Origin of the sequence: Parapedobacter tibetensis, assembly GCF_024704835.1 — a bacterium.
Classification (GTDB): Bacteria; Bacteroidota; Bacteroidia; order Sphingobacteriales; family Sphingobacteriaceae; genus Parapedobacter; species Parapedobacter tibetensis.
This window is the reverse complement of the sequence record NZ_JAMXBE010000027.1, coordinates 19,623-33,487: the sequence shown is the minus strand read 5'-3', so window position 1 is coordinate 33,487 and position 13,865 is coordinate 19,623. Positions and strand designations below refer to the sequence as shown.

The 13,865-nt window shown below is 46.1% G+C and carries 12 protein-coding genes; 3 read left to right on the top strand and 9 right to left on the bottom strand.

Annotated features, from left to right (window positions below; translation table 11 throughout):
- The first annotated feature begins 712 nt into the window (after positions 1-712).
- Both xth and NF543_RS24095 read left to right on the top strand, forming a co-directional pair.
- Positions 713-1,495: an exodeoxyribonuclease III gene (gene xth, locus NF543_RS24100; RefSeq protein WP_257670682.1), complete on the top strand. Its 783-nt coding sequence runs from the start codon at positions 713-715 to the stop codon at positions 1,493-1,495.
- Between the two features lie 73 nt (positions 1,496-1,568).
- A complete protein-coding gene (locus tag NF543_RS24095) occupies positions 1,569-2,402 on the top strand; it encodes a dienelactone hydrolase family protein (protein ID WP_257670683.1) in 834 nt (277 codons plus the stop codon).
- A 36-nt stretch (positions 2,403-2,438) separates the two neighbouring features.
- Here the strand turns inward: NF543_RS24095 and NF543_RS24090 are convergent, their stop codons facing one another.
- From NF543_RS24090 to NF543_RS24055, 8 genes are all read right to left on the bottom strand, one after another.
- Positions 2,439-2,807 (bottom strand): VOC family protein, encoded by a 369-nt coding sequence (locus NF543_RS24090; protein ID WP_257670684.1) that lies wholly within the window; start codon positions 2,805-2,807, stop codon positions 2,439-2,441.
- A gap of 64 nt (positions 2,808-2,871) precedes the next feature.
- On the bottom strand, positions 2,872-3,717 hold the full coding sequence (locus tag NF543_RS24085) for an SRPBCC family protein (RefSeq protein WP_257670685.1): 846 nt from the start codon (positions 3,715-3,717) through the stop codon (positions 2,872-2,874).
- A 10-nt stretch (positions 3,718-3,727) separates the two neighbouring features.
- The gene (locus NF543_RS24080; RefSeq protein WP_257670686.1) at positions 3,728-4,048 is read right to left on the bottom strand and encodes an ArsR/SmtB family transcription factor; all 321 of its coding nucleotides are present in this window, start codon (positions 4,046-4,048) and stop codon (positions 3,728-3,730) included.
- Between the two features lie 180 nt (positions 4,049-4,228).
- The gene (locus NF543_RS24075) at positions 4,229-6,241 is read right to left on the bottom strand and encodes a M13 family metallopeptidase (protein ID WP_257670687.1); all 2,013 of its coding nucleotides are present in this window, start codon (positions 6,239-6,241) and stop codon (positions 4,229-4,231) included.
- A 79-nt stretch (positions 6,242-6,320) separates the two neighbouring features.
- Positions 6,321-8,585 (bottom strand): WG repeat-containing protein, encoded by a 2,265-nt coding sequence (locus NF543_RS24070; protein WP_257670688.1) that lies wholly within the window; start codon positions 8,583-8,585, stop codon positions 6,321-6,323.
- A gap of 133 nt (positions 8,586-8,718) precedes the next feature.
- Positions 8,719-9,246, bottom strand: a complete 528-nt coding sequence (locus NF543_RS24065) for a hypothetical protein (RefSeq protein WP_257670689.1) — start codon at positions 9,244-9,246, stop codon at positions 8,719-8,721.
- Between the two features lie 20 nt (positions 9,247-9,266).
- The gene (locus tag NF543_RS24060) at positions 9,267-10,820 is read right to left on the bottom strand and encodes an AbgT family transporter (protein ID WP_257670690.1); all 1,554 of its coding nucleotides are present in this window, start codon (positions 10,818-10,820) and stop codon (positions 9,267-9,269) included.
- 118 nt (positions 10,821-10,938) lie between these two features.
- The gene (locus tag NF543_RS24055) at positions 10,939-11,340 is read right to left on the bottom strand and encodes a hypothetical protein (RefSeq protein ID WP_257957570.1); all 402 of its coding nucleotides are present in this window, start codon (positions 11,338-11,340) and stop codon (positions 10,939-10,941) included.
- A gap of 601 nt (positions 11,341-11,941) precedes the next feature.
- Between NF543_RS24055 and NF543_RS24050 the strand changes: the two genes are divergently transcribed.
- The gene (locus tag NF543_RS24050; protein WP_257670692.1) at positions 11,942-13,204 is read left to right on the top strand and encodes an MFS transporter; all 1,263 of its coding nucleotides are present in this window, start codon (positions 11,942-11,944) and stop codon (positions 13,202-13,204) included.
- Between the two features lie 114 nt (positions 13,205-13,318).
- Here the strand turns inward: NF543_RS24050 and NF543_RS24045 are convergent, their stop codons facing one another.
- Positions 13,319-13,864 (bottom strand): NUDIX domain-containing protein, encoded by a 546-nt coding sequence (locus tag NF543_RS24045; protein ID WP_257670693.1) that lies wholly within the window; start codon positions 13,862-13,864, stop codon positions 13,319-13,321.
- Between the last annotated feature and the right edge of the window lies 1 nt (position 13,865).

Genomic DNA, 13,865 nt, shown 5'->3' with positions numbered 1-13,865 from the left:
TTAGGAATAGGTTGATCCGGATGACACAGTTCACGTTACACTACCTTGAGAAACTAAAAGTACTACCCCCCTTACGTCAAAATCCTGTTTTTCAAGACGAAGCTTGTTTCTTATACTTTGAGATAAATCCAGAAAGATGTTCACTTTCCCAAAAAAGACATTCATTCCAGCCGAAAAGATATTCACTTCCATCGAAAAGATATTCACTTTAGCCAAAAAGATATTCATTCCAGCCGAAAAGTAATTCATTCTTGTCGAAAAGTAAATCACTTCCACCGAAAAGATATTCACTTTAGCCNTCCAGAAAGATGTTCACTTTCCCAAAAAAGACATTCATTCCAGCCGAAAAGATATTCACTTCCATCGAAAAGATATTCACTTTAGCCAAAAAGATATTCATTCCAGCCGAAAAGTAATTCATTCTTGTCGAAAAGTAAATCACTTCCACCGAAAAGATATTCACTTTAGCCAAAAAGATATTCACTTCAGCCAAAGAGTAATTCATTCTTGCTGAAAAGTAATTCACTTCTGTCGAGAAGGTATTCACTTTAGCAAAAAAGATATTCACTTCAGCCAAAGAGTAATTCATTCTTGCTGAAAAGTAATTCACTTCCATCGAAAAGATATTCATTTTGGCCAGGAGTGAGTTCATTCCTGAGTAGTAATTTCCTTTGCTGTATTGATTTTACCTTATTATTAGGATATTTGCTTCATGAAAATCGCTACGTACAATGTGAACAGCATCAATGCCCGACTCCCTATTGTCTTGAGATGGCTGGAAGAAACCCAGCCGGATGTCCTATGTCTCCAAGAACTGAAAGCCATTCAAGAGAATTTTCCGGAAGAGGCATTGTTGAACGCCGGATATCAATCCATTTGGCACGGACAGAAGAGCTGGAACGGCGTGGCTATCCTCTCGCGGATTGGGCAACCTGAGGAAATCTGCCGTGCCCTCCCGGGGGATCCGGAGGATGTTCATAGCCGCTATATCGAAGCAAAAATCAATGGCATTATCGTTAGCTGTCTGTATCTTCCAAATGGCAACCCCGTACCGGGGCCAAAATTTGACTATAAATTAAGCTGGCTAAACCGCCTCCTTATCCATGCGCAAACACTGCTCGACCGAGGAACCCCCGTAATATTGGCCGGCGATTTTAATATCATCCCCACAGAAATGGATGCATATAAACCCGAACGATGGGTGAATGATGCACTCTTTCGGCCAGAATCGCGGCAAGCATTCAACACGTTGACGGACCAAGGATGGGTTGACGCTATTCGGAAAATCTATCCCGACCAAACGGTCTACACGTTTTGGGATTACTTCCGCAATGCCTTCGGGCGCGACGCTGGGTTAAGGATCGACCATTTCTTGCTGAGCCCTGACGTCGCCCCTCGCCTTATTTCAGCTGGTGTCGACCGCCATGTAAGGGGCTGGGAAAAAACCAGCGACCATGCTCCGGTATGGGTTGAGCTGGAGAACAATAAGTCATAACGATTGTTTAATGAAAAAAACAATGTATACCAAGAAACGAAGTTTTCCCTACTTTCGTAAAAAAATCAATCTCATGAAGACAACAGACATTATGTTGGTTTCCGCAGCGTTCTTAGTGATAGGATGCGGCGGTGCAACAAACAAAGATTCCACCGAGACCGCCCAAACAATGAACCCGGCGGACTCTATCGTGACCAATTCGGTCAGCTATCAGGCTGCAGGCGATACGATGCAAGGTTATTTGGCCTTTTGCGAGGATACGATTAAAAAACCTGGTGTATTGGTGGTACACGAATGGTGGGGGCTGGATGATTATACCAAACGGAGGACGCGTGAACTGGCCGACTTGGGTTATGTGGCTCTTGCTGTGGACATGTACGGGCAGGGCAAAACGGCCGACAACCCCGATGGTGCATTGGCACTGGCTACGCCTAATTACCAGGATCCGCAACTGGCCAAGCAGCGCTTCGATGCCGCACTCGCCCAGCTCAAGGCCCATCCAGATGTAGATACCACCCGCATCGCCGCCATCGGTTATTGCTTCGGTGGCTCTATGGTATTAAACGCCGTCAAACTGGGCGACCCCCTACAGGCTGCGGTGAGTTTCCATGGCGGATTAAAGGGCGTACCTGCCAACAAGGAGTTGCTCAAAACACCTATTCTCATCTGTCACGGGGCCGAAGACGGCCTTGTTCCTGATAGCGAAGTAGAAGCCTTCCGGGCGGAATTGGACAACATCGGCGCCACCTATGAATTTAAGGCATATCCCGGTGCGACACACGCCTTCACCAATCCAGCCGCCACCGAAAACGGCAAGAAATTCAATATGCCCATTGCCTATAACGCTGCCGCGGATACCGCCTCTTGGAATGACATGATCCTGTTTTTTGATCAATACTTACGATAAAATCACCAATATTAAACTAGAGCCTGTCTTGAAATTTCAATCGTTGTTTAGGATAAACACTGTTCCTGCTGGATCCATGATCCAATGCATGTCTTTCGGTATTTCTTCCAATTCATCGCAGGTATTTATCCCATTGTCCCTCAGGTAAGCTGTCGCGGCATCGACATCAGGAGTTTTTAGTTCCAACCAGGTTTCTGAATGTGTATAGTTGTCAACACAGTCAAGCCAAACGATATTACTGCCGAATTTTACCTTATGAGTCCTTGAAACCGTGGGATTACTGATGGGTCTTTCCTCTACATCCAGTTTCAGTGTATCCCGATAAAAGGAAACAGTTGCTTCATAGTTGCTTTTGGGAATTTTGATGGCGATATTCACGCCACCTTCAAATTTACCGTTCGTCATCGCTTTTAAATTTTTAAATGGATTACTATGGGATGCTTTTACATGAATGGTGATCGAATCAAGATTAAGCTTCCGCTTCTTTTTTGATGATTTGTAATGCATTTTCCCACATTTCCTTGTGCATGGAGATATACATTTTTGGCAGTTCTTCTATGTCGATGGTCAGTGCGGTGTGTCCGTCCTCATTTTGGGTCAGCCGAAACCGCTCAATATAATCACCCAGCTGTGCATCCGGTGCTGGGTGAAGCTCGTCATAATACGTCAGGTCCAGCAAATCCCGTCCGTTGTTAGCAGTCACAATTCCATTGGCGCCGATATCTCCCTCCAGATCGGTCCAAATAACGGGAGATCCAACCTGCCAATCGGTATCTTTTAACAATGCGCCACCGCCGAAAGCGTTGCCCCATTGTCCATTGGGATGCATGATAACATGCCATACTTTTTCGAGGCTGGCCGATATAACCGTAGATTGGGCGAAGGATTCCGTTTCCACGAACTTCCGGAGAGATTCTCCAAGGATAAAGGTCCAGCCTTCGTTGAAGCTTGCGGGAGCGAAAGCGTCGTTGTCGTCTGGGAACGTGTCGATATCGCTGTGGGTCAAAGTCAGCTTGGTTTCTTTGGCCGAAAGTTCATCCAGCTCGAAGCTAACCAATGACTGCCCCGGATAACCCTCATAAGCCCAGGTATAAGACAGCTTATGGGGAGGGTTTACTTCAACAACCTTACAATGATGCACGAAATTTTCGCCGTCTTTCCCGCCACTAAACGTAAACTCAAAACCCAGTTCGGGCTTGAAATCAGCAATGTCAAAGTACCATGCTTTTAGCTGTTCCTTGTCTGTCAAGGCTTTCCACACGCGTTCAATAGGAGCGCTGTAGGTGTGTTCAAATACCAATTGTTTTGTTTCCATAACGCTAATTTTAGTTGTTTCCTTCTTCTGGATTTTCCAGTAATGTTTGTAGTGCATCTAATTTATGGTTCCAGAAATTACGATAATGTGCTAGCCATTGATCCACTTCTTTTAGCTTTTGTAAATCAGCATGGCAAAACCGTTCTCGGCCTTCCTGCTTAATAATAACCAAGCCGCACTCCGTTAGTATTTTTATATGTTTGGAGATGGCAGGGCGACTGATATCGAAATTCTCAGCTACAGCATTCAAGTTCATGGTCCGCTCGGCGAGCAGTCCTATGATTCCCCTCCTAGTCGGGTCGGCAATAGCCTGAAAAACATCTCTTCTCATTGTTGGTAATTATTATTACGAAACCAATAGGTTACAAATATATATGTAACCAATCGATTACGCAAATTGTTTTTTATTTTTTTAGAAATTCCGCATATTATTTCCTCTTATCCACCCTATACCAAAAACGGCCGGCCCAATTAAAGGCCAGCCGTTTTTAAGACTCACTTCCCATGATATTTACCAAATCACGATGCGTTGCTCCCTCGGTAAAAACAGTTTGTCACCTTCGCCGATATCAAAGGCGTCATAAAATCCATCGACATTGACCAGTGGTCCAACAGCTCTGTACTCTGCTGGCGAATGCGGATCGGTCTTCACTTGGTTAACCACAAACTGTTCCGTCGTCTTCGCCCGCCAAATCGTAGCCCATGAGAGGAAGAAACGCTGCTGCGGGGTAAACCCATCGATTTTACCGGGATTACCTTTATCCTCCAGGTATAAGCGAAGCGCATCATACGCTACGGAAACACCACCTAAATCACCGATGTTCTCGCCTAGGGTGAAGCGACCATTGACAAACACGCCTTGTACAGGCTGGTAAGCTTCAAATTGTGCAACCAATGCTTCGGCAGCACTTTCAAATTTCTTTTTGTCTTCTTCTGTCCACCAATTATTCAGGTTGCCATTACCATCATATTGCGAACCGCTATCATCGAATCCATGGGATAATTCGTGGCCAATCACCGCCCCTATCCCACCGAAGTTTACTGCCGCATCGGCTTTATAATCATAAAATGGTGGTTGTAGGATGGCCGCCGGGAATACAATTTCATTGAACCTGGGGTTATAATATGCATTCACGGTTTGCGGCGTCATCCCCCACTCCGTTTTATCTACAGGTTTGTCTTGCTTTGCCCGATTTTCTTCAAATCTCCACCTTCTGGCATTCAGCACATTATCAAACAACGACTCGCCAACTTCCAGCTTGGAATAGTCTTTCCATTTATCTGGATAACCTATTTTGACATTGAATTTGCCCAACTTCTCCAATGCTTTCGCCTTTGTTTCGGCCGACATCCACTCCAATTGATGGATGTGTTGGTCAAAGGACTTAATTAGGTATTGAACCATTTCCTCTGCGGCTTGCTTGGCTTCAGCAGGGAAGTGTTCTTTCACATACAGTTTGCCCAGCAAATCCCCGGCCACACCATTGACAAACTCCAAGCCACGCTTATCCAATGCGCGCTGTTCCTGCTGGCCACGGAGTGTCTTTCCCCAAAAGTCGAAATTGATTTCATCCAATTCTTTCGTGAGGCTGGTAGAAGCATCGTTTGCTATTTTGAAACGAAGAAAATCCTTAATGGTCTCCAGGTTTTCCGGCTTCAATACCTCATCCAGTTCCTGATAATACTTCAACTCTCCAATAATTACCGTATCGGCATTAAAACCCAGGTCAGCGAGGTACTGTGCCAAATTGATGTTTTTTACCAAATCCTTCAAATCGACTATAGCCATTGGGTTATAACGAAGGGAAGCATCCCTCACTTGCTCCACCGTAAGCATATGGGCTGCCAACTCCTTTTCAAATGCGATGATTTTCGGACCTTTCAGGTCGCGGGTACGTTGTCCGATCTTGGGGAATAATCGATTGATATAATCATTATAATTTGCCAATGTTTTGGTGTTGGCTTCATCCTCCTTTTGGTAATAGGCCCTACCCAATCCCAAGTTTGCAGCCCCAAGGTACACGGCATTCACATTACTGTTTTTCATATGTGCCGATACGCCAGCTCCGAAAAATGGGTTGCCACCGATGGGTGCCATTTCCACGAGGTATTGGTACAATCCTTGGAAATCTCGTATGGCATCCACTTTTTGGAGCAGGGGTTTTATCGGTTCGATACCCGCTTTGTCCCGCGCATCAAAGTCCGTAAAAGTTCGGTATAGGCCGGCAATTTTCTGTCCATCTGACCCGTCGGTTGGCGAGAAGGTTTGCGTTAATGATGTCTTCAGGATTTTCAGTGTAGCCACATCCGTGTTTTCGCGCAATTCATCAAAACTTCCCCATCGCGCCTTGTCGGATGGAATCGCTACGGTCTTCATCCAATTTCCATTTACATAATTGTAAAAGTCATCCTGCGGCCTCACGGAGGTATCCATCAAATCCAAATTAATGGCTTGGTGTTGCTGCGCGATAGCTGTTACCGTAGCAATAGCCGTTGCAGCCAGTGTCAAATACATCTTCTTCATATCTATATCTTGTTGAACATAGCAAACTTAGGAAACTTTCGGCGAAAACAGCGAACCGCCGAGTGCACAATAGGATGTATCAACTGCTAAATTCGGGCACCGCATTTTTGATTTTCTCAATGGCCTTATCTCGTTCAAGGATGGTTTGCTCGTCAGGGTATACGCGCTTCCCTTCCCCATCCACATACATTTCCTCGCCATGGAGCTTCACCTTAGCCATGCCCATCACAAAGATATCCCCGTCTTCATATATGAGGGGAATTTTGATTTCATAATCCTTATTGAGGTAACCAATCTTGCCTTCATTCACTACCCAAGCCATGTCTTCGGCATAGAATGTACCAATTCGGTCATATATCGGCGGACAAAGTTCCCGGAATAGGTAATCAACGGCCCCGACTTTGCCATTCTTCCGTATGGATGATCGATTGCCATAATAGAATCCACCAACGTACTCGTATTCACCGGCGCTCAATAACCTTCCATGCATGTCGTATACGTCATAGGATGCACTATCTTTGGCGATAATCCGGTTGTTCTCGTTATCAATACGAATACCTTGATACCGAATCGGAACCACCACCTTGCCTTCGATATCGATAACTCCATGTTTCCATATGGTATTTATTGGCCCCGTCTCCCTGCCCATGCTTTCCACACGCCTATATTGATAGCGTTGCTGTACTTCGGTGACAGCATAACGAAAGTATGAAGCCTTGTCATAGATCAGCGGGATAATTGTTCTACCCTTGTCATCGCAATAACCGTATTTTTCTTCATCACCCACCACAGCCCTATTCCTATACAAGCTTTCAACTGTGCGGTATTTCGGTGGAATAATGATCCGCATGGCCGTGTCCATCAGTCCGGTACCGCTATCTGCCTGTATGAAGAAGTAGCGCTCGTCCATCCCTTGGTTTCGATAAATATTGGTATAAGGAAAATCAATTGCTTTGGCTGTTCGCGCATCAAAAAAGTCTTTCTCTTGCATACGGTCGTTGTAGATGTAGCGCGAACCGAAGGTATTCAGATCCCGGTATGCCTTGCCGTCCAACAGGTATCCACTGGTATCAATAAAATAACTCGTAGAGGAAAGATCATCGCGTTTGGTTATCCAAGCGATGCCATGGTCATTGAAGCTCCTACCCCCGTCATGCTCCATGGGAATGACGAGCCTACCCGTGCGATCGACATACCCGTATTGTACCGTATATTTTCCTGTAGATTTACCTACAAGTGCTCTGTTGGCGTAAAATTGATACGGCAGATCATAATCGGTACGGGCGATGACCCGTCCTGTGGTGTCAATTAATAGGGTCTCATCGGCATGGCGTACCCAAGCCCTATGCTCTTGAAACCGCATACGCCAATACTTGCCCTGCTCAAAATGCCCTTTGAACTGATAAGCGATAACCAAGTGGCCACTACGGTCGATATACCCCCATTTATCCTGTAATTTGACTGCTGCGCGCCCCTCACTGAACACCCCTGCATCGGTATAGATGGCATCCGCAATCATTTTTCCAGTGGTATCAGCAAACCCATATTTACCCTCCCTTTGAAATAACCGAATGCTTTCATACGCTTCCAGCAATTGCTCATACACGACCTCAAACCGCAGACCCCCATTGGCACCCGTCTCTCCTACCCGGCCGTATTTATCGGTAATCCGGTATCCGCCGTTGTCTAATGTCACTATACTTTTATGTATGGGAGGTACCACTTCCTTGCCCATGCTATCGATGAGCCCAAAAATTCCATCCCTCCTCACGATGGCCAAACCGTCTTTAAAGGGCGTCGCATCGTCGTAGCTTGGCGGAACCACTTCCTTTCCTTCCTTATCGATGAATCCCGAAAGTCCGTTCCGTACAACCAAGGCGCGATTATGGGTAAAGGGCAACACCAGTTCATATCGCGGGGATACTACCCACCTGCCTTTGTCATTGATCACCCCGTATCGGCCGCGGTGTTTGACAGGCGCTAACCCCTGCGAAAAAGGGAAAGCGTCTTCGTAACGCAGCTTTCCCAATCGCTTCCCATCCGTTCGGATGTAGCCATAATGGGTATCCTTCCGCACCAATGCATGACCATCACTGAAATCCATTGCCCAATCAAATTGCGGAGGAATGATCCATTTGCCTTCGGCATGGAGAAACCCCCATGCGGTATCCTGACGAATGCGTATCCAATGACTAGAGGTGTCACCTTGGTAATCCAATAGGTTCTTGAAGCTCCGGACGTCGTGAACTGGTCTTCGTAGTGAACAGGATGTGACCATATAGGTCATCGACCATATGATGAGGATAATGATATAAAAACGTTGAAGACTTCGGCTTTTTAACATATTGATGGAATTATCAATAATTTTATTTGCAAAAATAAGCTAACCTTTCTCCTTGCGCTATCCCTATTTTTAGTGATTTTTGCTTTGCAGATCATGCAGGTAGATCCATCGTCTTTAAGCCAGCATCCTAAATTCAAAACCCAATTTTAAAATCATGAAATGCTGCGATATTCATTTCGAGCGAAATACGATGACGTCCGATTTTTGGGAATATGTCCCTATTTTCCATCCAGTTATAACCATAGTATAAACGAATGAGTGAGCCAGTGGTTACACCTGCCTTTGGGGTTACCATCCAGCAACTTTGTGAAAAATCAGTGGGTCGCGCGATATCCACCCCACCACCAAGCGTCATGTACCCTCTCCCGAACGAGGTGCCAATATCCGTATTGAGCTTAGGCAATAGTACAAATGGATTGGCAAAAATAGCTTCTGCCCCAATAGACACATCAAAGAAGCTCTCTTTGCTACGTCCGAACAAGACATTGTAGGAGCCGAATCCCACATCAATTCCAAAAGCCCGTTGATAGGAAACACCTAAACGATTAACGGGTATAAAACCTGCCGCAGTTTGCCCAGAGGCGTCTGCGCTCCATAAACAACATAATCCTAAAATTAAGCTGATTATGGTGCTTTTCCATGCGCTTCGTTTTTTTGCCATATTATCCTTTTTGATTACGCTTAATGAGGTAAATACTCATAGGAAGACTGCAGTCCTAGTGGCAATCCCAATGCCCAATAGACCAGGAGGAAAATTGTCCAGACGATGGCAAATGTGATGCTATAAGGAATCATCATGGATACCAGGGTGCCAATGCCTGTGCTTTTGACATATTTCTGGCAGAATACCACAACCAATGGAAAATAAGGCATCAATGGCGTAATGATATTAGATACCGAATCACCCACACGATAGGAAGCCTGCGTGAGGTCTGGGGAGATACCTAGCTGCATGAGCATAGGCACCATGATGGGTGCGATAAGTGCCCATTTGGCCGAGGCGGAGCCAATAAACAGGTTGACCAATGATGTGAGGATTACAATGCCCACGATGGTCACTTGAGGGGGCAGGGCCATGGCTTGGAGGGCAGAAGCACCTTTAAGGGCAAGTAGCGATCCAATGTTAGAGGTTGTGAAGGCATTGATAAATAGGGCGCAGAAAAAGGCCATGACAACGTAGTAACTCATCGATGACATGGACTTAGACATGCTGTTGATGACATCTTTAGAAGTACGGAATGCACCGGATAACAGACCATACACCACGCCAGGGATGAGAAAAACGGCAAAGATAAGGGGAACGATAGAACGCATAAGTGGCGCGCCAAACGAGGTAATTTCCCCATCGGGATCTCGCCACGGGGAAGTGGTGGGTGCTGCCCAGAAATAAAGCCCGATCAAGCATATAAGCATGACCAACGAAGCCCTATAAAACGACTTTTTCTCTTTAGACGTTAATTTGCCCATATCGGGCTGATCTGCTTCATCAACTTTCACTGGCACATTTTTCAACCTTGGTTCTACCACCTTATCCGTGAGATACCACCCCACCAACACAATCAGTACCGTCGAGGCGGAGGTAAAGAACCAATTATTCAATGGATTGAGCTGGATATTTTGGTCCACAATCTGCGCTGCTGACTGTGTAAACCCTTGCAACAGCGGATCGATTCCCGATGGGATAAAATTGGCGCTGAACCCCCCAGACACGCCGGCAAAAGCTGCAGCTATCCCGGCCAGCGGATGCCTGCCAGCAGCGTAAAAAATAATTGCCCCAAGGGGGATGACTAATACATATCCGGCATCCGCGGCCGTATGTGACACGATAGCCACCAGGATCAACATCGGTGTGAGTAGCCTTTTGGGCGTAAAGCCAAGCATCCACTTGAGTCCGGCGTTGATAAACCCCGACTGATCTGCAACACCCACCCCTAGCATGGCCACCAGCACAATACCCAATGGCGCAAAAGAGGTGAAGGTGGTAACCATATTGGCAAAAAATGCCGTTATGGCCTCTCCCCGGAGTAGATTGATCACTTCCAGCGCGTTACCCGTACGTGGGTCAATCTCATCGAAAGTTCTACCGGAGAGGAATGCTGACAGCACCCAAACAACAAGCATAAGAATAAGGAACAGGATGGCCGGATCAGGCAATTTGTTCCCATACTTTTCGATAAAATCTAATGCTTTGGCAATAAAACCTTTTTTGTTAGTCGGGATAGCCGTATGTTCCATAATGTGAGTTAATGGTTTCTCCTGCTAAAATAGGAAAATAATTTAACTGGCTCTTCTTATTAAGGGAGATTCGCAAGGCTAATACATATGGAAGTTTGTCCTTATTTATTTGAGCCACTCATTTTCTATTGATGGTGTAAATGGTTCCGTCATGGTATGCTATCCGGAGGTCATCTTTGGAAAACCCGTAGTTAAATTGTCCATAGTTTTCCATTTTATTGATTTTATGCACGCCACTTTTTTTGTTTGTGGTATATTCATTGGGCAACACATGCACACTGTCTTGGCTTACATCCATCACCTTGAGGGTAGAATAATGATTATTTTCTGTCTTGATGTAATATACATCACCCACCTGCGGCTGGGCTACATATGCTCGCTCTTTTTTTCTGTCTACATTGGTCATCAAGGCAATCCAAGACAGGAAAACCAAGATCAAGCCTAAACCAATAAACTGCCATATTGGGGTTCGTGTTTCGCTTTTCAGCTGGTTATATTCCCGTGCGAGTTCCGCTGGCATTTCCTTCACCCGCAAGGTATGTTTACAATATTGGCATTCCGAAAAGCCAATCCTGCCTATCGGAAACAAGGGAATCCAGAAAACGTGTGCGTACCTACTGTATACACCAAAGGTAACTGATCCTTTGGTGCTGCAGCCCAAGCATATAGCCGTATTGGAATGTATTGATTTTAGATGGGAAGCTCTACTTCCATAAATGATCATAGCAATACCGATTAAATTTTTACTTCAAGGCATCTTCACCTCTATCGTTTTATCTTTAGCAAAAGTAAGTGACCTGTAAGGCTTATGAAATACCGGAAATCAGGGGTTTTTGATCAAGCTGGCTTTTCTCCAGCCGAGGTGGCTTGGCCGCGTAGGCCATTATTAGTCTAAAAATCTTCTTATATTTGCCCTGCACCGAAAAATTTCCAAGATGAAACTAATCTTCATTACCATAGCAGCACACCATAGGGATAGGGCGTAAACCCTGGAAGCTTTCCTTCCTTAGTACCTATTTTGTTTCAGGCATTCCCTTGAAACATTTCGTTGTATTATTACATCCTATTTTTATGGCTTTCCCTTGCCTTACAGGGCATGAGAGAAGGCGAACTTATATGTTATGACCATCCAAAATACGTGGAAACGAACATTTACCATCATCTGGACCGGACAGTTCATGTCATTATTAAGCAGTTCGGCCGTCAATTTCGCCATTATCATCTGGCTTAGCCTGGAAACCGGTTCTGCTGAAGTATTGGCCTATGCCGCTATTGCGGCACTCCTGCCCCAAGCGTTGATCGGACCCTTCGCGGGCGTATATATCGACCGTTGGGATCGCAAGCTCACCATGATTGCCGCAGATGGCTTCATCGCCATCTGCACCCTTGCCATGTCCGTGCTTTTCTATTTAGGATACTTCGAGTTGATGTTCATATACATACTCTTAGGATTACGGTCAGTAGGTTCGGCATTCCATATGCCCGCTATGCAAGCTTCGGTGCCGTTGCTCGCGCCGGAATCTGAGCTACTCCGTATTGCTGGTATCAACCAGGTCATCCAGTCGGTTTCTAGCATCGGTGGGCCAGCGCTCGGAGCGCTAGCCATCGGATTGCTGGATATTGGACAGGTATTGTTGCTTGACATCGCAGGCGCTATGATTGCCATCACCACCCTGATGTTTGTGAAGATACCCAATCCCGAACGTGAACAACAGGAAAAAGCAAGTGCAAGGCAAGTCATCCGTGACATCACTTTGGGAATAAGTACAGTGTTACACAATAAAGGGCTGTCATACATGTTTCTGTTTTCAATCCTAGCCACCTTCTGTATCATGCCCGTAGCAGTCCTATTCCCGCTGTTAACCCTACAGCATTTCGGGGGCGGCAAATTCGAAATGAGCCTCATTGAGGTGGTATGGGGTATCGGTATGCTGGCTGGAGGGGGATTGCTTGGTATATTCAAACCGACGCTCAACAAGATCATCATCATCAATTCCATGGACATACTACTGGGTATTTCCTTGGCCGCATCCGGCCTGCTGCCTTCCTGGGGCTTCGTCGTCTTTGTCGGGTTAACTACGTTGGGAGGGGTAGCTGCCTCCGTCTACCATGCCACCTTCATCACCATCATCCAGGAAAAAGTGGCGGCAGGGATGTTAGGCCGGGTGTTCTCCATGTTCATGAGCATCTCGATCATCCCCTCCATTATCGGGTTGCTGAGTACCGGCTTTATTGCTGATTACATCGGCATCAGCCATACATTTGTGATTTTGGGAAGTGTGATCGTTGTCATCGGCATCATCTCGTTTTTTGTGCCGGTATTGATGCGATTGGGCATAAAGAAAGAACAGCCCATTGTAGTGGAACCGGAAACGACTGCTTAACATGAAATAAAATCTGTAACCCACACCCTTGTCTTCCATGCCGGTATGCCTTGTACCACGCTTGAAGATGGCTTCGGAGCTTGATGCAGTCTGGATGCAACCATCATATTACTTTCATATCCCCATCATCCGTGCTACCATCAATATCCCGCACATGGAAATCGAGTCGGTGATTTCCGATCGCATCACCATTTCTACTGCCTCGCCCAAAGGCAGTTTTCTCACTTGCAGCGCTTCAGTTTCCTCAGGTTCCAGTTCATGCTGGCTCAGCCCGCGGGCCAAATAGATGAATCCTTCCTCATCGGTAACTGAGTTGGACGTATGGATTCGGCCGATTTTTTCCCAGCGTTCGGCGCGCAAGCCTGTTTCCTCCTTCAATTCACGACGCGCGGTGTCCAACGGATCTTCGCCTAAAGGTCCCCCTCCTTCGGGAATTTCCCATGAATACTCCTTCAAAGGATACCGGTATTGCCCCACGAGGTAGGTATTTCCCTCCTCATCAATCGGCACGATTCCGATGGCTTTGTTTTTGAAGCTCACCACTCCATATATACCCGGATGGCCACCGGGTGTGATGACGTCCCGATGCTCCACCCGTATCCAGGCATTTTCATATACGTCTTCTGTATGAAGAGTTTCCCAATTGTTTTCCGTTTCCATG